21 protein-coding genes and 1 tRNA gene are annotated in these 17444 nt (G+C 61.4%); 10 read left to right on the top strand and 12 right to left on the bottom strand.

From position 1 onward, the window contains the following. Positions 1-118 precede the first annotated feature (118 nt). Positions 119-562, bottom strand: coding sequence for a hypothetical protein (locus tag CWO89_RS25165; protein ID WP_130581362.1), 444 nt, complete (start codon positions 560-562; stop codon positions 119-121). Positions 563-785: 223 nt separating this feature from the next. Here CWO89_RS25165 and CWO89_RS25160 point away from each other — a divergent pair, with 223 nt between their 5' ends. Both CWO89_RS25160 and CWO89_RS25155 read left to right on the top strand, forming a co-directional pair. Continuing rightward, on the top strand, positions 786-1055 hold the full coding sequence (locus tag CWO89_RS25160; protein ID WP_130581361.1) for a hypothetical protein: 270 nt from the start codon (positions 786-788) through the stop codon (positions 1053-1055). Between the two features lie 222 nt (positions 1056-1277). Then, positions 1278-1354: transfer RNA gene (locus tag CWO89_RS25155), tRNA-Arg, on the top strand. A 310-nt stretch (positions 1355-1664) separates the two neighbouring features. On the opposite strand, the gene CWO89_RS25150 is transcribed toward CWO89_RS25155, so the two are convergent. Next, positions 1665-2315, bottom strand: coding sequence for a TetR/AcrR family transcriptional regulator (locus CWO89_RS25150; RefSeq protein WP_130581360.1), 651 nt, complete (start codon positions 2313-2315; stop codon positions 1665-1667). A 232-nt stretch (positions 2316-2547) separates the two neighbouring features. On the opposite strand from CWO89_RS25150, the gene CWO89_RS25145 reads away from it, so the two are divergent. The 3 genes from CWO89_RS25145 to CWO89_RS25135 all read left to right on the top strand — a co-directional run bounded on the left by CWO89_RS25145 (position 2548) and on the right by CWO89_RS25135 (position 5349). Beyond that, positions 2548-3441, top strand: coding sequence for an NAD(P)/FAD-dependent oxidoreductase (locus tag CWO89_RS25145; RefSeq protein ID WP_165421333.1), 894 nt, complete (start codon positions 2548-2550; stop codon positions 3439-3441). Between the two features lie 22 nt (positions 3442-3463). Then, the gene (locus tag CWO89_RS25140; RefSeq protein ID WP_130581358.1) at positions 3464-3937 is read left to right on the top strand and encodes a methyltransferase family protein; all 474 of its coding nucleotides are present in this window, start codon (positions 3464-3466) and stop codon (positions 3935-3937) included. Positions 3938-4530: 593 nt separating this feature from the next. Further along, positions 4531-5349 (top strand): pentapeptide repeat-containing protein, encoded by an 819-nt coding sequence (locus CWO89_RS25135; protein ID WP_130581357.1) that lies wholly within the window; start codon positions 4531-4533, stop codon positions 5347-5349. Positions 5350-5496: 147 nt separating this feature from the next. On the opposite strand, the gene CWO89_RS25130 is transcribed toward CWO89_RS25135, so the two are convergent. Beyond that, the gene (locus CWO89_RS25130; RefSeq protein ID WP_130581356.1) at positions 5497-5781 is read right to left on the bottom strand and encodes a GYD domain-containing protein; all 285 of its coding nucleotides are present in this window, start codon (positions 5779-5781) and stop codon (positions 5497-5499) included. Positions 5782-5921: 140 nt separating this feature from the next. After that, positions 5922-6392, bottom strand: coding sequence for a methyltransferase family protein (locus tag CWO89_RS25125; protein WP_130581355.1), 471 nt, complete (start codon positions 6390-6392; stop codon positions 5922-5924). 430 nt (positions 6393-6822) lie between these two features. On the opposite strand from CWO89_RS25125, the gene CWO89_RS25120 reads away from it, so the two are divergent. Together CWO89_RS25120 and CWO89_RS25115 are read left to right on the top strand one after the other, a co-directional pair. Then, positions 6823-7086 carry a hypothetical protein gene (locus tag CWO89_RS25120; RefSeq protein ID WP_130581354.1) on the top strand — a complete coding sequence of 88 codons (264 nt, stop codon included), beginning with the start codon at positions 6823-6825 and terminating at the stop codon, positions 7084-7086. Between the two features lie 299 nt (positions 7087-7385). After that, positions 7386-7649, top strand: coding sequence for a hypothetical protein (locus CWO89_RS25115; protein ID WP_130581353.1), 264 nt, complete (start codon positions 7386-7388; stop codon positions 7647-7649). Positions 7650-7835: 186 nt separating this feature from the next. On the opposite strand, the gene CWO89_RS25110 is transcribed toward CWO89_RS25115, so the two are convergent. The 4 genes from CWO89_RS25110 to CWO89_RS25095 form a co-directional block, all read right to left on the bottom strand. After that, positions 7836-8306: a PaaI family thioesterase gene (locus CWO89_RS25110; RefSeq protein WP_130581352.1), complete on the bottom strand. Its 471-nt coding sequence runs from the start codon at positions 8304-8306 to the stop codon at positions 7836-7838. A 20-nt stretch (positions 8307-8326) separates the two neighbouring features. After that, positions 8327-8905, bottom strand: a complete 579-nt coding sequence (locus tag CWO89_RS25105; RefSeq protein ID WP_130581351.1) for a bifunctional transcriptional activator/DNA repair enzyme AdaA — start codon at positions 8903-8905, stop codon at positions 8327-8329. Positions 8906-9164: 259 nt separating this feature from the next. Further along, complete coding sequence (locus tag CWO89_RS25100; RefSeq protein ID WP_130581350.1) at positions 9165-9497, bottom strand: type II toxin-antitoxin system RelE/ParE family toxin; 333 nt, start codon at positions 9495-9497, stop codon at positions 9165-9167. Between the two features lie 7 nt (positions 9498-9504). Further along, positions 9505-9792: a type II toxin-antitoxin system ParD family antitoxin gene (locus CWO89_RS25095; protein ID WP_130581349.1), complete on the bottom strand. Its 288-nt coding sequence runs from the start codon at positions 9790-9792 to the stop codon at positions 9505-9507. Positions 9793-10099: 307 nt separating this feature from the next. Here CWO89_RS25095 and CWO89_RS25090 point away from each other — a divergent pair, with 307 nt between their 5' ends. From CWO89_RS25090 to CWO89_RS25080, 3 genes are all read left to right on the top strand, one after another. Further along, positions 10100-11029 carry an MBL fold metallo-hydrolase gene (locus CWO89_RS25090; RefSeq protein ID WP_245476533.1) on the top strand — a complete coding sequence of 310 codons (930 nt, stop codon included), beginning with the start codon at positions 10100-10102 and terminating at the stop codon, positions 11027-11029. Positions 11030-11369: 340 nt separating this feature from the next. Next, the gene (locus CWO89_RS25085) at positions 11370-13097 is read left to right on the top strand and encodes a sugar nucleotide-binding protein (protein ID WP_130581347.1); all 1728 of its coding nucleotides are present in this window, start codon (positions 11370-11372) and stop codon (positions 13095-13097) included. Beyond that, positions 13094-14899, top strand: a complete 1806-nt coding sequence (locus CWO89_RS25080) for a glycosyltransferase family 2 protein (RefSeq protein ID WP_165421332.1) — start codon at positions 13094-13096, stop codon at positions 14897-14899. Before CWO89_RS25085 ends, CWO89_RS25080 begins: the two co-directional genes overlap by 4 nt. A gap of 39 nt (positions 14900-14938) precedes the next feature. Here the strand turns inward: CWO89_RS25080 and CWO89_RS25075 are convergent, their stop codons facing one another. The 4 genes from CWO89_RS25075 to CWO89_RS49645 all read right to left on the bottom strand — a co-directional run. Further along, entirely contained in the window at positions 14939-15928 is a 990-nt protein-coding gene (locus CWO89_RS25075) for an alpha/beta hydrolase (protein ID WP_165421331.1), read from the bottom strand. 313 nt (positions 15929-16241) lie between these two features. Beyond that, entirely contained in the window at positions 16242-16499 is a 258-nt protein-coding gene (locus CWO89_RS25070) for a TenA/THI-4 family protein (protein ID WP_245476531.1), read from the bottom strand. 82 nt (positions 16500-16581) lie between these two features. Beyond that, positions 16582-16752, bottom strand: coding sequence for a hypothetical protein (locus CWO89_RS46150; protein WP_165421330.1), 171 nt, complete (start codon positions 16750-16752; stop codon positions 16582-16584). 277 nt (positions 16753-17029) lie between these two features. After that, the coding region (locus CWO89_RS49645; RefSeq protein ID WP_502702914.1) for a hypothetical protein at positions 17030-17444 on the bottom strand (415 nt) is incomplete at its 5' end.

The raw sequence follows: 17444 nt of genomic DNA, 5'->3' as shown, positions 1-17444 counted from the left end.
CGGAATCCATTTCACCGCCCGCGCCTGTGGCCTGATGGATTCCGGGCTCGATGCTTCGCATCGCCCCGGAATGACGGCTGAGGAATGTGGCGACACGAACGGCCAAAACCGGCCCGCCCTACCACTCTTCCGGGCAGGGATCGACGATCTTCCAGAGTTCGATGCCGTTCTTGATCTTCTTCATTTCGGTGGTCAGCCCACCGTTGCGGCGGATCCAGTCCTTCACCGTCTGTGGGTAATAGGACATCAGGTCGGAGGTGCCATCGAGGCTCGTGACCTTGATGCCGAAGGTGAAGGCCTTGTCGTAATAGGCCTGGTGGAAACCGACGCTTGCCCTGGGCGTGACACAGATCTTGTTCATCGGCACGATGCCGAACACGAGCGTGCAGGCGGAATTGCAGATACCGTCGATGATGACGCGCTCGCCGCGCTCGCGGATGCGCTTGTACTTGGCCTTGTACTCATCGACATAGCCGCCATGGTCGCGCGTGATGTGCAGGACGGCACGCGCCGGCGCCATCGCGAGAGCAAGGAACAACAGGGCGAGAAGCGTGATGCGCATGAACAATGTGACAGTAGCCTTGGTCGCCTCAAACAAAGCCGGCTGCGGGCCCCGGACCAGACCCCAAAACTCTGGCCGGACTGTGTTGGGAAACCGTTAAGCATCCAGAATGGGCCAAAAATTGACGTGATGTGGCCTATTTCCCGCAGTTTTTCCCTCCAAACCGAGCTAAATGAAAGGCTGGATCGGCCAGAATCGCCCCGGCTGGCCCTGGAGACGCACAATGCCCAGACTGAAGTTTTTGGCCGCCGCGGCGGTTCTTGCCGCCATGGCTGCCGCCCCAAGCGTGGCCGACGCCCGCCATTACCGCCATCACCACCACCACCGGCACCACGCCGGGCACCTGCCCTATCAGATCAGCTACCTCCACAATTACGGCCCGGGCGCGACGCCCGGCACGTTCGCCTATTACGACGGCCCGACGGCGGTAAAATGCCGCCAGAGCGCCTCCGCCTATATCGGCCAGGACGGCCGCCGGCATCCCTGTTTCTGAAGGCCCCACCGGGCGGGACGCCGTGCGCAGGGCACCTTTTCCGCTCCACGCGCTGGCCGTTCCGGCCCAAACCTGATAATCGACGCTTGGATCATGATCCGACCATACCGAGTCGGATCCATGATCTGACTTCTCTGTCTGAGCATGATCTCCGTGCAAACGCTTCGCGTTTGTCGCGAGGGAAAACCGGTTTCTACTTTTCCGGATCATGCTCCAAGGCACGCGCTCGTAGCTCAGCTGGATAGAGCATCGGATTTCGATTCCGAGGGTCGGGAGTTCGAATCTCTCCGAGCGCGCCAAATTCCGCCGATTGCCCTCTATTGCCGCCGATAACCTCCGAAACTACGCCTACGTAAGAGCGGTGAACAACCGCCGGACGGAAAGGCATACAAATGGCGGTGTTTGGCGGCAGAAGAGTTCGAATCGCTTCCGGTCGAACGGTCTTTTTTACCCGCCGCAGGCACCGGTATGGGCTTTGAGTGGCTTCTATGCGCCATCTATTTTGCCGATGGGGGGTAGCGGTTACTCCGCCGGTCAGCCCGCTGCCAATGATGATATTCGCGTTGATGTCAATTAGAGCATCCAAAATATCATGCAAGTACTCCTAGGCTATCCCCCCGCGTGATCGCTGCCACCGTGCGCGGCGATGAACATGGCGACGGCAGACCGGCAATAAGATTCGATTTCGTTGTCGTCCTCTGCTCTCGCCTCATCGAAACGTGCGATAATTAGGAGATCGGATCCTTTGAACAGCGCCGCAAACAAGCGGGCTGACCGGAGAGGATCGGGCACGTTCAGAAGCGCCTTCGTGTGCAACTGACGCAACAGGGCCTCGATTTGGGCGATGACATGGGCGGGGCCGGCTTCGTAATGGAGCTTGCTTAGCGACTTTTGGTTCGTCTTGTCGGCCATGACCATGGCTTCGACACTGCGGACGTCTGATCTCAACAGCGTGCGAAGCAGTGATGATCCCACCGCCATGAGCTGATCTTCGACCGAACCGTCGACGCCTTCAAGAAGGGCCTGTGGTGCAAACAACTGATGGCAGCCGGCCGCGATGGCCGCCCTGAACAGCGCCTCCTTGTTCTCGAAGTGCCGATAGATGCTGAGCTTGGATATCTTCGCTCGCTGGGCGACCTTGTCCAATGTCGTCGCTTGAAAACCCAGTTCTGCAAAAAGTTCGCCCGCGGTGTCGACGATCGTTTGGCCAAGCGCCTCGTTGGTGGGCCGGCCGCGCCGGCCCTGTCTGTTTTCGGTCACGACAATTCCAGTCCTTGACAGTATCGTAATTCTCGTATTACGATACCATGTAGTATCCAAAATGTGCAAGCGCATTTGTCGGACGATCGACGGCCTGAAATACGAGAGATCCATGCAGCGACGAACCCTGCTGAAGCTGGCCGCGGCGCTTTCCGCCATCGGCATCGCCCGCGCCCCGGCCACCGCCAAGTCCGGCCCACCCTCTTCCATCCACAACAAGGAGCCTATCACCATGGATGACGTCATCATCATCGGCGGCAGCTTTGCCGGCCTCGCAGCCGCTCTGCAGCTCGGCCGTGCCCGCCGCAAGGTCACCGTTCTCGATACCGGCCTGCCGCGCAATCGCTTCGCCGGCCATTCGCATGGGCTGCTCGGCCACGATCACAAGCCACCGCTGGACATCCTGGCCGAGGCGCGGCAGCAACTGGCGCGTTATCCCGCGATCAAGCTGGTCAGTGCGCGGGCCGACAGCGTCTCCGGCGGCATCGACGATTTCTCCGTCCTCACTGGCAATGGCGAAAGCCTTGGCGCGCGCCGCTTGATCCTGAGTTATGGCGTTGTCGACCAGATGCCTGCTGTTCCGGGCTTTGCCGAAAGCTGGGGCACATCCATCGTGCCCTGCCCCTATTGCGATGGCTTTGAAGTCGCCGGCCAGCACTGGGGCCTTGTCTGGTCGGGTCCGCAGTCGATGAATCAGGTCAGGCTGTTCCATGACTGGACCGACAGGTTGACCGTCTTCGCTGATGGTCACGACATTCCGCCCGATATCCGGGCCGATCTGGAGCGTCGCAACACACCTGTCGTCGACGGCCGGATCACCGAGGTCGCCCATCACGGGGGGCATGGCGCCACCCTCAAGCTCAATACCGGCCCCGATGTCGCGGTCGACATCCTGTTCGCGCATCCGCGCAACAAGCCGTCCGCAAGCCTGCATGAATCACTGGGTCTCGCCACGGTCGATACGCCCCTCGGCATCGTCCTCAAGGTCGACGAGCGGCGCGAGACCAGCATGCCCGGCATCTACGCCGCTGGCGACCTCACCAACCCCGTCATCCCCTCGGTCACCACGGCATCATGGCAAGGCGCGATGGCGGGCATCTTCGCCCAGCAGTCGATGCTGGTTTGAGAGCACAGATTGGAGGATGAGCATGGCCGTCGAACCGGACAGCGCGGGTGTGCGCTTCCCTCCGCCCTTCATCTATCTGGGAGCGCTGCTGTTGGGGCTGGCGGCGGAGCGGTTCGTCACCCTGCGCTCTTTCGGTATCGACTGGCGGTTGCTGGTCGCAGCAGGCGCGCTGCTGTTCGTTGCCGGCGCGGCGGTGATGCTTGCGGCGGCGGGGCTGTTCCGGCGGCTGGGCACCAACGTTCGCCCGTCGCAGCCAACGACCCTCATCGCAAAGACCGGTCCCTATCGGTGGACCCGCAATCCCATGTATCTCGGCATGGCGCTTATCTATGCCGGCCTTGCGATCGGCTTCGACGGGCCGATCGCCTTCGCCTTGCTCCCGTTGGTGCTGATCGCGATCCAGACGCAGGTGATCGCCCGCGAGGAGCGCTATCTCGAAGCGAAGTTCGGCGACGACTACCGCCGCTACAAAGCCGAGGTTCGCCGCTGGCTCTAACTATTCCGCCGCCTGCGGGGCCGCTTGATAAACCAGCACCGGCTTCCTTGCCGCGAGCTATCATATTCTGAAGGTCGCGGGCCAGTGTCACGGAAAACCGACTGGCCGGCTAAACATATCTAGACCACTTTCAGATGGTATCGCCCGCCGATACTCATTCCTACATCCTGCGCCAGGTCACGCTCGGCCTTCCTGCATAGTCGCAAACCAGCATGTGAGGCGGGACAGATCTCCTCTATCTGCTCCGAGAGGGGCCTTAGAGTGCTATAGCGTAAACATAGTTCTCATCATCACCCGGCGCGGTGCGCCACAGCCGATGAAGATAGGCGCCACTGCTTCGCCGTGGCGCTATGATGCCGGGGCCCGGGTGCGCGCTCAAATCGCCAGGACAGCGATAGACTGCGATCTGGCACTTCGCCTTCTCGAGCAGCTTTTCCTCGGACGGGGCGATCACGGGCATTGCGAGGACCGTAATCCGGTTTCATACTCTCGCGTCGCCCGGAGGCGCACCTCGACCGGCTAACGTGACGGTGCGACCAACCCGAAAAAATGCAAGAGACAATGCCGGGTTACTGGAAAGCGGAGAGACAGCGATGCTGTTTCGTCACGCGTTTGCTCTTGTGTCGATGACGGCGCTGTTGGTGGATCCCATCGACGCCGTGTCGCAGGACATGCTGCGCAGCGTCGACCTCAACAGCCCCGAAATGTCGACATCCGAGATGACGCGGGCCGAGGTCGAGACGCTTCTCAAGGCGGCGCCTCAAGACGCCGCGGGCCAGAGCTCTGCGGATTTGCAAGGAAAGCGGCTGTCGCAACTCGATCTCTCGGGGCTCGACTTCTCCGGCAGCAATCTCCGCCTCGTCAAGCTCAACCGGACTAGCCTGAAAGGCGCACGCTTCTATCGTGCCATCCTCAACCAGGCTTGGCTCATCGACGCGGATTTGACCGGGGCGTCTCTCGTAAATGCATCACTCCTCGGCACGCAGATGCAGCGCGCCAAGCTTGGCGGCGCCGATTTGAACAGCGCTCGCATAACCGCGGATCTTTCTGGTGCCAGCTTGATCGGGGCTAAGCTTGCTGGCGCCGATTTGAGCGCTGATATGCGCAACCAATCGATGGGCTTGATGCGTGGCGTGCTCAAATCCGCCGATCTCAGGAATGCCGATCTGAACGGCGCCAATCTCGCGCGCGCCGATCTCGAATTCGCGCAGCTGCAGAACGCCAATCTGGCGAATTGCAATCTTAGCGGTGCCGACCTTTCGGGAGCCGACTTGTCCAACACCAATCTCGCAGGCGCCGATTTCACCGAGACTGACCTCGCGTCGGCCCTCTTGCCGAGCGCAGCCGCGCTGGAAAAGGCCCGCAATCTGGACAAGGCCAGGAACTTGAACCTGGCGCGGCGCCTACCTTAGTGATCGCAGTGATCCGAAACCTGGCATTTCAGCCAGCAACTGAAGCGATCGGCGCCAATGCAGCGATGCCAACAGCCCTCAGATCAAGAAACAACGGTTTGGGCTGGCTAGCCGAGACCGATGGGTGCGCCACGGCCGACGAAGATGTTAGCTCGCCGCATCCTTGAGCGCGGTTTCGAAGCTCTTTGCGTCGAAGGCCGGCATACTCTGGATCCGCCCCAGACCCTGGGTGGCGTACCAGACGGAGAACGCGAGCATCGCTCCCTCATTCGGGGCATCGACGATGTCGACGAAATCGTAATAGCCCTGCGTGTAGTGGATCGACTCGACCTTGATGCCCAGCTTGTCGAGTTTTGCCTTGGCCTTGCCGATCCGCTCCGATTGCTTGCTTGCCCACTCCGGGCTCAGACTACCAAGCAGCACATATTTCATGGCCACCTCCACGTGACGTTGATCATGATGCGCGAAGGACCCCACGATTATACGCCTTCCAGGGACCCGTGCCATGTCGTTGTGCGTAGCGGGAACGGCAAGATACGGCCTCCCCGGCCCCGCATTTTGTCCGACAAGCCCTATAGCCAGCGCCGTACCCGCGCGCGGTAGCGGCGATAGACGTTCCCGAACTTGCGCTCGAGATAGGCTTCCTCGCGGGTGATCACACCGTAGCGAATGACAAGCGCGAAGGGCACCAGCGTCATCAACAGCCAGAGGTTGTTGAAGGCAATGGCCAAGCCGATGAGCCCCAGTACCATGCCGAGATAGATGGGGTTGCGCGTGAAGCGGTAGGGGCCAGTCTCCACGATGGTCGTGGACGGCAAGTTGGTGGGCACATTCGAGCCGGCCCGGGTCATGGTAGTGATCGCCCACGCGACCAGCGCCACCGCAACGACAAACACTATCGCGCCGAGCCAGCCTGCAGCAACCACGGCCGGCAAGAACGGCAAGGGTATGAGCCAGTTGAGCGCGAGACCGGCAAGCACCGCTAGCACCCACGCGATCGGCGGCCGGACAATGACATTCGCAGTATCTGCCGTGTCAGTCATAATGGGGCCGCCAGCCGAAGACTATTTGCAAGCGTATCGCAAAATCGCAGGCGGTCCGAGATTTGCCGGTTGGAACGCGCAGCGGCCGCCGCATCATAGCGCCACGGCGAAGCAATAGAGCCCATCCTCGTCTGCCGTGGCGCGCCGCACCACCTAAGATATTGTATTCCTTGCATCTTTTTCGTTTGGCCCGTTTCGGCACCGCCCGTGCAATTGACGGGCAAAAACGCATCACTCAGCTCCGCAAAGTGCTGGCCAGGGGTTCAGCTTGGATGCATCCTAATGCGCCGCAGGGTCTGTGGGCGCACCCCCCTATGCAGCTCCCCCGCGCAAAAATAATAGCGAACTGTGCTCAACCGAACAGAGACTTAGCGTCGATTGTCTAGACTCCCATGTCCGCGTAGCGCACAGGCCAACGAGGACGTGAGCCATGAAGGACCTCAGCGGAAAATTGCACCAGCTCCGGGCTGATGCCAACAATTGTGCCGTCATGGCCATGTCGGCGACGGATCCAAATAAACGCGAGCTGCTTAAGCGTTTGGCGGATGAGCTTGCCATCGAGGCGCTTGAGCTGGAACAGGTCGTGAAAAGGCAAACAGGGGATCTGGGCTCCGACGAGCAGTACAATGCCTTGTCCAAGCCAGCGTTAGACCCCCCTATGCCGATCCGGAGAAAGCCGCTCGCCGGCTCGTGAAGCTCGCGCGTGCCGTCGAGCCGAAACAGACGGACCGCATTCACATCGAGAAAATCAACTACTCGTTTCTTTTTCAGGACAAGGCCAAGCCGGCCGTATACGGCGCCGGGTTTTGCCGCGCTCCGGCAAGACCTTAAGCACGTATTACCTCAGCGCGTACTATCCGACCGGCGATGTCGCCGAGCTGTGCGAGCTGATTGGCCAACGGCTGGGGAAAAACAGTCGTTACGTCAATAGCGCTGCATGTTTCCGGATCGGCGAAGCGATATCCTTTTCAAAGTGTGGGCTTCGGATGCATCATGCAGTTCAGCCGCATCATCGGTCCGACGGAAGACTTCCAAATTTGGAGCGCGATAAGCCGCGGGTTCTCGTTCGTGATCAGTAATGAGAGCCGGACCGGCCCGGGCCTTCACGGAGAGCCCGGCTTTGTTGCCTCGTGGCGTCCCATCGATCTGAACAGGCCTGCGATCAGAGTGGGCGGTTCGCCGTTCAAAACCTTCGCTGAAGCCGAGAATGCGTGTGAGGCGATGCTGAAGCACCTGACCGATGACAGGATCGAGTAGATGCAGTCGCCTCCCTCTACTTGGCGATTGCCATAATCTGACGATCGTACTTCACCTTCGCCAGGTCGCAGTGCCCTCTTTGTTAGCGCCGCTGGCGGCTTTGCTGAGTTGGCGTGCAAACTCTCCCCGAAGAACTTCGCCATCTCACGTCGGTTCTACGATCCGGGTACAGCGGGCATCCATAGTTCAACTCGGAAAAATGAGACAGGTCGTCGTGCCATGAGCAAGCAATCGGCCCTTGCCGTCCGTGACGCGCCCTTCGGCCGTGCCGATACGGCGCCCACAATTCAAAACCATTCCTTCGGCCCTGATCTGGCCCGTTTCCGGCGTGATTGGGCGCACAAGGGAAATCTTGAATTCGAGCGTTGTCTGAGCCACGCCCTGGTCCAGCGTCGATTGGACGGCGAGCCCCATGCAGCTATCGAGCAGCGTCGCCGTGAGGCCGCCATGGACCGTGCCGGCTGGATTTAGGTGTGCGTCGGTTGGAATGAGCGTCACGACAACACGACCGCGCGTAGCCTCGGCCACGTCGTATCCCAACGTTCGCGCCAAGGTGTTGAGAGGAATCGTGCCGCTGGCAAGGCCCTGCACAAACTCCAGTCCACTCATCGTCTTCTGTGTCTCGGCATCCACCGTCCCGAAGGTCTTGGTCAGCATCGTATCTCACTCCGTCTCGCTCAGCTCGTTATCGTCCTTGGCGACGCTTTCTTGCGAAACGCCGATGGTGACCGGCCATAGATCCGGCTGAAAGATGCGCTCATGCGCCTTGCACTCGAAAACCCGGCACGCTTGGCGATGAGAGGAATTGGAAGATCGCTTTCATCGAGGAGACGCTTTGCACGTTGAACACGAAGCGAAAGCGCGACTTGCAGAGGCGATGCATCGAGGTGCTCGGCAAACAGCCGCGCCAGGTGCCGGGGTCCTACTCCGAGACGATCGGCCAATGCTTCGATATTGCTCCGATCAAGTGCGCCGTTTTCGATGAGCGCCAGTGCACGTTCGACCGTCGTCCTGGTCCCCTTCCAGGCCGGGCAGAAAGGAGCGGCCTCCGGACGGCAGCGGAGGCAAGGTCGAAAACCCGCGTGTTCCGCGGCAGCGGCGCTGCGATAAAACCTCACATTCCGCGAGAGCGGCGTTCGCACCGGGCAGACGGGCCGGCAATACACTCCCGTCGTCTTGACCGCCACGAACACCAGCCCGTCCCACGCCGGATCGCGGCGTCGAAATGCTTCATATTGTGCGGCGAAGTCGAGCATGCGATTGCTATAATGACCATCGCCGCAGGTGGCGAGCCATTCTCGAAGACCAGGTCCGAAAACGACCGCCGCCAGGACGGCACGCGCTCGTAGCTAAGCTTGATAGAGCATCGGATTTCGATTCCGAGGGTCGCGAATTCGAATCTCTCCGGTCCGCCCTTCGTACACCCCTGGGCACTCCAGAACCTGCCGTTTTGCGCTTGGTGCGAGCACCGGCGTGCGCAGGAGTACGCTTTTCCACATGATGCGAAGTGGCGCTCTATTTGTCCTCGTCGGGGGCAAATCGAGCATGGCGCTGAAGGTCCATCCTGTCGTGGAGGATGCGCACGATTTCGATCGTGCTCTTTAGCGCTACCCGGTACATGATGAAGTAGCTTCCGCGACGACCGCGTCGCTCAACATGGAGCGTGCGAAGACCCGGCATGATCGCGTCCCGGGCCTTGGAGCCTGCGACATCAATCGCCTGAACGAGCGTGTCCCGATAGACGCGCGATTGTCGCGCGCCAAAATTCTCGGTGGTCCATTTCAGGATGTTCGCAAAGTCGAGTTCGGCAGCAGCGCCGAGACGGACGCGCCATCTATGCTCGGCCATACAGGCCCTATTCGGCTGTTCCGGAGATGACCTTCTCCGAGAGCTCGTTCAGATGGGCTTGCAGGTCTTCGATATTCCTGAATTCTTTGAATTCGCCTCGGTCCAATGCACCAACGCCGAGGCGAGCCGCAGCGCGTAAGGCCTTCAGCTTGCCCGCGTCCTCCGCCTCGCGTTGCTCCACCAGCCGCAACCCGTCACGCAGCACTTCGCCGGCGTTCTGATAGCGGCCGGACTTGACGAGGGTGTCAATGAGTTCTTCCTGGCGCTCGGTCAGCACAACATTTCTCGTTGGCATTGGCGTCCTCGCGGATCGTTCAAAAAATGGCGTATGGCATAATAGGCCATCGTCGTTCGATGGCCTCAACCCCGATTTTGGCGCGTGCACTATTATGGCTTTCGATTTGCCGTAACCAAGCGCGAAGGCGGCACGGGTTGCGATCGGCGCAATGTGCTGTAGGTTTGGAGAATACAGCTTACTGCCACCATTCTAACGAAAACAGGCCGGCCGGCTTGGAGCGTGGGCGACGACAGTCGCGTTCCGATCGGATCAGGCGTCGGGGAAGGAAGGCTTGGAGATGTCAGAATACGATCAGCCAACGCCAATGCGCTTCGCTCTCAGTCGTCGGCAAGTCGTGGTCGGCGCCGCGTGTCTCGCTGGCGCCGGAATCCGGGCGACGCGGTCGCCTGCCCAGACAACCCCTTACCGATTCCGGCAAGGCGACTTCGAAATCACGGTCTTAAGCGATGGCCATCTCGTGCTGCCGGCGACGATCCATGGGCTTGATGCGCCGCGGGAAGAGGTTCACAGGCTTCTACAAGAGGCTGGTTTGGATCCCGATCAGGTGAAGCCGGCAACAAATCCGGCTCTGATCCGCACCAGGTCCGACCTCATTCTCCTCGATACCGGCTCTGGTGCGAACTTCCAGGGGACCGCCGGAAAACTGCTCGACAACCTCAAAGCTGCCAATATTGATCCGAAGAGCATCACCAAGGTCGTATTCACCCATGCGCATCCCGACCATATCTGGGGCACGATTGGCGCGGGCGGTGCCCTGAACTTTCCAAATGCCGCCTACTACGTCTCGGCAGTCGAATGGGATTTCTGGATGGACCCTCACCTCACGACGAAGCTCGCCGAACAAATGCATATCTTCGTCACGGGTGCGCAAACCAATCTTGCTGCGGTCAAGGATCGCGTGACCATGGTCAAGCCCGGTGATGACATCGTAACGGGCCTCAGCGTACTGGACAGTTCGGGTCACACGCCGGGCCATATTTCCTTGGTCCTGGCAGGCAGCGAGGGGCTGCTCATTCCGGCCGACGCGATCACGGAACCCGCCGTCTATTTTCCTCATCCGGAGTGGCAGTTCGCCTACGACATGGACAATGGCACGGCCGTCGCCAACCGGAAGAAGCTGCTCGACCGCGCCGCGACCGACAGGATGAAGATGCTGGGCTTCCACTGGCCCTATCCCGGCCTGGGCTTGGCCGAGCGGAAGGGCACGGGATATCAATATGTGCCAGCGGCCTGACGGCCGAAGATTGCTAAGTGGCCGCTGTCGATTGGCCGGATTTCAGGGGCCCGCCGATGCGGCTAACGCGGCGCCGCGCTAACACTCGATTTTCTGGCCCATCGAAAGCGTGGCCCGGCGGACTGATGCGAACCGCTTTCTCGACATCGTCGGGAGTGAAATCCTCACTTGGCTCAAAGCGAAATCGAGCTTGCAAGCCGAGGTTTCGCTCTTCACGGCAGCTCGCAAGCCGTCGCAGCCAGCCGAATTCTCCTTGATATCTCAGGAGGCACCCGATAAAATTGCAACCATTGATCGAGACATTTGGCTACTGACAGATATTACAATCTCCGAGAATGCGATGCAGCGCTGGCTGATTTCAGGCGCATCGGGGCAGTTGGGCGGTCATATCCTCAGTGCGCTTTCGCGTCACTGCCCTGGCGATTACGTGCATGCGCTTGGCCGTTCACCGCTGCCGGGCGCGCATGTCACCGAATTGGTGGATATCAGAAGGGGCGCGGCTTTGATGGAGTTGCTGCAACGCGCGACCCCGACGCGCATCCTGCACCTTGCGGGAGTACCGCCCCTGATCGCCGAGTCCGACCCCGCCTCCTGCCATGCGCTCCACGTTGACGCCGCGATGAGGATGGCGGCTTACGCCGCCTCTACGAACGGATGGATGCTGTATGCCTCGTCCGATTTCGTGTGGGACGGAAACGGCGGGTTCCACGATGAAGACGATGTGCCACTTCCGGCGAACGTCTATGGCAGAAGCAAGCTTGCCGGCGAGCGTGTCGTCATAGAGCACGGCTGCGGACTGGTCGCCCGCTACTCGCTGCTGTTCGGTTTCCCGGTCGATTGTCGCCAGACATCATGGACGACGATCGCCGCACGCCTCAAGCGCAACGAACCGGTCAACGCGATCGATAACGAATGGCGATCGCCAATCAGCCTGGCCGACGCAGCTTTGGCAACAATAGAGCTGGCAGTGCAACGTCATCACGGGCTCGTGCACATTTCAGGCTCATCTGCGATGACGCCGTACGAAATCATCTGCATGATGCGCCGGGAGATGAACTCGGCGTCGGACATCCAGCGGGTCTCGCGCGCCTCGTTCAGTCCGAACATGATCCGGCCGCGCAACGTCACCCAGTCGAACAGCCGGCTGAGGCGCCGCCTTCCGGGATTCGAGCCCGCGCCTTTGCGATCTGCTCTGCGCATCGCACAGGGCGCGGTGCCGCGCTTTTCCGTGATCATTCCGGTGTATCACGGAGCCGACACCGTAGGCCGGAGCCTGACTGCGCTTGCCGATCAACGCTTCGATAACGATGGCGGACTGCAAGCGAGCGACGTCGAGGTGCTGCTGGCACTGAACGACGGCCGGGAAGACAGCGAGGCGGCGGTGGCCGCGCATGTCGCGAGCTTGCGCGCACGGAACTTCCACGTGCGATTGCTGCGTACGCCGCCGACCCGCCGCGCCGCCATAGCCGCGGCCGAGGCGGTGGCGGCTGCCGGCACCCATCGCCTCTACCTGGACCAGGACGCCAGACTGTCCCCGTACGCGCTTTCCGCCTTATTTGCAGCGCTCACGATGGGCACAGGCATTCAATTCGCCGCGCCTCGCGCACGGTTCGATCCCTCCCCTTCCCCGGTGGTGCGCGCGTTCTGCCGTTATTGGTGCGCTTTACCCTATTGCGATGCTTCGCCCGTCACCATGGGCGCCTATGCGGTGTCAGCCGAGGGCCGGCGGCGATGGGGCGCGCTCCCGCAACTCGCGTCGGACGACAAGTTTGTCCGGATGCTGTTCGCTCCGAAGGAACGGCTGCTGCTCGCATCGGAGAGCTACCATGTGGTGGCGCCGCAAGGCTGGCGCGAATTGATCCGGGCTCGGCGCCGCTACCTGCGTGGCAATCGCGAATTGGCGCGGGCGACCCACCTTGCTCCTCCAGATCCGATTCCGCGCTACAGGGGCGTCCTCAGGCCGCTTCTGCGACCGTCGGCCTGGTTCGATTTCGCGGTCTTCGTGGCAGCCTATGGCGCGACCTGGCTGACGGAAAGCGTCGGGGCGCGAACGGCGAGACGATCGTGAACCACACCCTCGATGTCGTCATCCCCGCAGGTGGCGATCCTGGGCTGCTTCAGCGATGCCTTGTTGCACTTGTGTGCGACGGCCACGATATCGACCTTCGCGTGATCGTGGTGGCAAACGGGCCTGCGTCCAGCCAAAATCAGGCGAGCGCTGAGTTGTTGCTGAGGGCGTTCGAGGATGAACGCCAAACATTGATCGTCGTAACGAACACCTGTCCGGGCAAGACGGCGGCGCTCAATCGGGGTGATCGCGAACGTCGCGGCGGGGCGGTCCTTTACCTTGACGCAGACACCATCATTCTCCCTGGCACCTTGGCCGCGATTGTCGCAGGCCTGGCCACCGATGAGCCGCTTCTCGTCGCGCCTCCCATGGTGCTGGTTCGGCCGGAGGGCCGACTGGAGCGCGGGTTCGCCTCAGTGTGGCCGCGTCTCTCCGGGATGGAGAACGACGTCGTCGGAGCCGGCGTCTATGCCACGAACCCGGCGGGCCGCCGCAGGTGGAGCGCGTTTCCCCCGATCGCGGCCGACGACCTGTTCGTGCGCTCGCTCTTCGCGAGAAGCGAACGAAAACTCCTTGCCGCGGGCGGCTTCCTGTTCAACCTCCCACGGAGATGGGATCTAATCCGGGCCAAGCGGCGGTGGGACCATGGCAATCGCACCCTTGCAGGACTGCACGATGTTCGGCCAGGCAACCTGCCCACGAGGTCGTTCCGGTCCCGATTGGGCGATGTCGCGCGTCTCTGGCGAGAGGGCCCAGCCCTCGCGTGCTTCGTACTGCTGGCGCTCTCGGCACGGCTTACCCGAGGCGAGAACGATGATGCCGCCGCGTGGATCGGGCCAAAGCCGCCGCCGATTGCACCGGTCGCACCACGCCGACCACGCATCGGCATATGCATCGTCACGCATAACAACGCTGATGAAATCAGAGCCTGCCTCACTTCGCTGAAATCTTGCTGGTCCGAGCTTTCGATTCGAATCGAGGACAACGCGTCGGTGGACGGCACGGCCGATCTTGTTCGACAAGCCGAATGCCGCACGAAGATCAGAGCGAACCCCGTCAATCGCGGATTCGCCGCTTCAGTCAACCGGCTCGCCGTCGATTTCGGTGAGGAAGTCGACCATCTTCTGCTCGTCAATCCGGACGTCGAACTGGCATCCGATGCGATCGATCAGTTGATCGCGGCCTCGCTGGCGAGCGAGGCGGAGGCGATCGTCGGCGGACGGATGATGCGGCACGACGGTAGCGTCGACCCCCACAACTGCCTTGCCGAACCGTCGCTCCGACAATCGATCGCGTTCGCACTGGGCCTGCGGCACTGGCCCGGTGGCAAGTGGCTCGATCCCGATGCGCTCGGCGGCTGGGGCCGGACCGGCATCCGGGCAGTCCCAGCGCTCACGGGAGCAACGCTCCTGATCAACCGTGCATTGTGGGACCGGCTGGGCGGGTTCAATGAGCAATACTTCCTCTATGGAGAGGACGTTGACCTGTGCATCAGGGCGAAAAGATTGTCGGGCGCTCCGCTCTTCACTGGCTTTGCGCGCTACATCCATCAAGGCGGCGCGAGTTCGGCGAGTGACTCCGAGCGGTGGGTCGCGATCCTGCGTGGCAAGGTGAGCCTATACCGCCAGCACCTGCCCGCGCTCCGAAGCAGACTAGCTCGATGGCTGCTGCTGGGTGGCGTAACACTGCGCGCAATGGCTGAAACATCAGGGCTCGCTCGCAGAACGATATGGCGAGACCTGTGGCGGAACCACAACCTGTGGCGGCACGGATGGCCGCAGCCTGACCATTCGGCCAAATAGCAGCGCGTGGCTCGCGCTGCGGCCACGCGAAGACCGAGTTCACGCCGCCGAGGTGTCGATCTGGCGGCGGATCACCCGCCGCACCTCTGCATTCGACAGGAACAGATCGTGGTTGATGATGCCCCAGCCCGAGTCGGAAGCATCGACCACGCGCACGCCGAGCTTCTCGATGACGGCTTTCTCGGCGGCGCCGACGCGTGTCATGCCGCCGGCGAGCGACCCCGAAAGTGCGAGCGCGCGGTCGTTCGTCGCGGTGATCACCGTGATCTTGCGGGCGAGCGGCCCGATCCGGTTGATCGCCGACGAGAACACGTCCATGTCGATGTCGGGCGAAGCGAACACCACGGCGCCGATCCTGCCGTCAACGGTGTCACCATATCGATCATGGAGCTGGCGCAGGCTTTCGAGCGCCAGCATCGTTCCCATGCTGTGCGCCACGATGTGGACGCGGCCGACGCCCGGGGGCGTCACGATGGCCTGAAGCACGCGTTCGAAATCATCACGGGACCACATTGCGCTGTCGCGGTCGTAGGCGTAGTCGAACAATCCCGCCTTTGACGGCCAGGAGAACACCATCGTCTGGCCGCGGAACCGGATGCCATCGGAAAGATGGGCGGCATCGAGTGCCGCCGTCTCGAACGTCTGCTTGAAGCCATGCACATAGATCAGGACGTCTGATCCGCCGCCGCCGGCCTGCCCGAGAAGATCGCTGACGTCTCCCGAAACCGGCTCGACCTGATCAATACGCCAACCGCCGAGCCCCGCCGCCGCCAGGGAGAAACGGCTCTCGTCCGGCGGCACCAGCTTCGCCCGTGCGACGGTCATCGCGGAGGCCCGATCCGGCCCGAACCAAGGCTTCGCGCGCCCGCCTTTTACGGGCTTGCGCGTGGTTGCAACAAGCAGCGTGGGGTCCACCGACAGCGACGATGCGTCGTAGCGCGCGCCGGTCGCACCCAGGCTGGCGCATCCGCCGAGCGCGAGTGCGCCCGCAGAGGATGCAAGCCCGCCCAGCACGGCGCGGCGGGACATCATCACTTCGTTTTGCAGCGAATGTCGGACGATCACGCGGGACTTCAGAAGCCGCCTCCGTAAGACCCGCCCCTCACCAATTTCCTGAATGATGATGGCGGCGAGAAAAGGGCGGCAGCTTCAGGCCGGGACGTAGGACCGCCGAACGGCGTAGATTCACTGATTACGGCGCGGAACAGGTCGGAACCCGGCGAAGCAAAGTTCCCTTGTGGCCATTCCGGTGAAGCCTTCAGGAGGAAAAAGCCGACCGCGACGGGCGCCAGTCTCTCGACCGATTCCTGCAACTGCGCGCCCGTTTGGGAAGCGCGTGCCTTCAGGAGCGCGCGGCAGCGGCTCTCCCGCGTTCGGTAACCTGATAGAGCACATGACCGGGGTCCTGAGGAAATACCTTCAGCCAACCTAGCTCGACGAGGCGCTGATACCTGGTCTTATCAAGGTGTTCGATCACCGGCTTGGGGCGGCCGGCTGCAACGATCTCCCGGATCAATCTGAAATCATCGAGCTGCGCCATGATCAGTGCTCCTCGTTGCGTTCCGTACAATTTCAGCCCGCCCTCGGCGATCGGCTTCAAACTTCATCCGGTCCTTGCCTCGGCACATTGCAAGTCGCGGTCACGCGCCAACAACAAGCTCGTTGGTGGCGGCGATCAGGTGTCAGCCCAAGTATTCGGCGATATCCTCCAGCGAGGCGTCGAAACGCTCGCCAAGCACCGCGCAATTGCTGTCTTCCTTCACGCGCGCGTATTTGCGGAAGTTGTCTTCGTCGATCGAACGTGAGCGCGACTTATGGATCGCGTATCCGAGCCTGCGTGCACGCGCTCGCAAGGCACTTTCCTTCGTCAGGCAGTTCCTTTATGGCCGAAGGCCGCATTACGATCGATTCACCGCCGGCTCCGAGACAACGCCCATACGCTGGGACACAATGTTGTCTTTTGTTGTTTTTAGATGTTGTTTTTCTGCGCCAGCTCCAACGAGCATATCACATGCGCAGCGCCGGTGATAGACCGCCACTCCCGGCGAATCGGTAACCAACTGTTCAGGCAAGAAGATCGGCGGCCCTGCTCCGCTCCGGGCCAGCGAAGCTCCCATCACAGCAATCTGCCTAAAGCATCACGAGCTGGACCACACCATCTTCGAGCTCGCCGCGAGCAAGTCTCGCGCGAGCGATATGCTCGAACTCGGTTCGATGTCTGTGCAAGTAGCTGAAAGCTTGGTTCTGGGTCCGAAAAGTCGTCTGAAGTCGGCATGCTTGCCTGACCGGCCCGACCGCCAGCGAGAATGTAATGGTTTGCCCTGACTCGATGGTGGATACAGTCCCCATGCTCTTCGCCATGTGTCCGCCTACTCCATAGGAAATGAGCGTCAGATGGTTTCCGCACTGCGCCGCTGAGCGCCGGAAGTCAATGGCTTGATACCCATCCGTGTGCGCTCCCGCATTGAGGCCACATTGATGCCGGCGACCATGGAAATCTGGAACACGGATCGAGTGCCAACCTAGAGCATTTTCGGTTCTGATT

Origin of the sequence: Bradyrhizobium sp. Leo170 (assembly GCF_004296405.1) — a bacterium.
GTDB lineage: Bacteria > Pseudomonadota > Alphaproteobacteria > Rhizobiales > Xanthobacteraceae > Bradyrhizobium.
The sequence above is the reverse complement of the archived record's forward strand: the minus strand, read 5'-3'. Positions and strand labels throughout refer to the sequence as shown.

Coding starts and splice junctions, on each gene's coding strand:
- CWO89_RS25090 (WP_245476533.1), top strand. CDS start 10,100: ATGCGCTTCGCTCTCAGTCGTCGGCAAGTCGTGGTCGGCGCCGCGTGT.
- CWO89_RS25100 (WP_130581350.1), bottom strand. CDS start 9,497: ATGGCCGAGCATAGATGGCGCGTCCGTCTCGGCGCTGCTGCCGAACTC.
- CWO89_RS25075 (WP_165421331.1), bottom strand. CDS start 15,928: ATGTCCCGCCGCGCCGTGCTGGGCGGGCTTGCATCCTCTGCGGGCGCA.
- CWO89_RS25085 (WP_130581347.1), top strand. CDS start 11,370: ATGCAGCGCTGGCTGATTTCAGGCGCATCGGGGCAGTTGGGCGGTCAT.
- CWO89_RS25125 (WP_130581355.1), bottom strand. CDS start 6,392: ATGACTGACACGGCAGATACTGCGAATGTCATTGTCCGGCCGCCGATC.
- CWO89_RS25140 (WP_130581358.1), top strand. CDS start 3,464: ATGGCCGTCGAACCGGACAGCGCGGGTGTGCGCTTCCCTCCGCCCTTC.
- CWO89_RS25165 (WP_130581362.1), bottom strand. CDS start 562: ATGCGCATCACGCTTCTCGCCCTGTTGTTCCTTGCTCTCGCGATGGCG.
- CWO89_RS25145 (WP_165421333.1), top strand. CDS start 2,548: ATGGATGACGTCATCATCATCGGCGGCAGCTTTGCCGGCCTCGCAGCC.
- CWO89_RS25130 (WP_130581356.1), bottom strand. CDS start 5,781: ATGAAATATGTGCTGCTTGGTAGTCTGAGCCCGGAGTGGGCAAGCAAG.
- CWO89_RS25110 (WP_130581352.1), bottom strand. CDS start 8,306: ATGCTGACCAAGACCTTCGGGACGGTGGATGCCGAGACACAGAAGACG.
- CWO89_RS25120 (WP_130581354.1), top strand. CDS start 6,823: ATGAAGGACCTCAGCGGAAAATTGCACCAGCTCCGGGCTGATGCCAAC.
- CWO89_RS25105 (WP_130581351.1), bottom strand. CDS start 8,905: ATGCTCGACTTCGCCGCACAATATGAAGCATTTCGACGCCGCGATCCG.
- CWO89_RS25115 (WP_130581353.1), top strand. CDS start 7,386: ATGCAGTTCAGCCGCATCATCGGTCCGACGGAAGACTTCCAAATTTGG.
- CWO89_RS25160 (WP_130581361.1), top strand. CDS start 786: ATGCCCAGACTGAAGTTTTTGGCCGCCGCGGCGGTTCTTGCCGCCATG.
- CWO89_RS25095 (WP_130581349.1), bottom strand. CDS start 9,792: ATGCCAACGAGAAATGTTGTGCTGACCGAGCGCCAGGAAGAACTCATT.
- CWO89_RS25135 (WP_130581357.1), top strand. CDS start 4,531: ATGCTGTTTCGTCACGCGTTTGCTCTTGTGTCGATGACGGCGCTGTTG.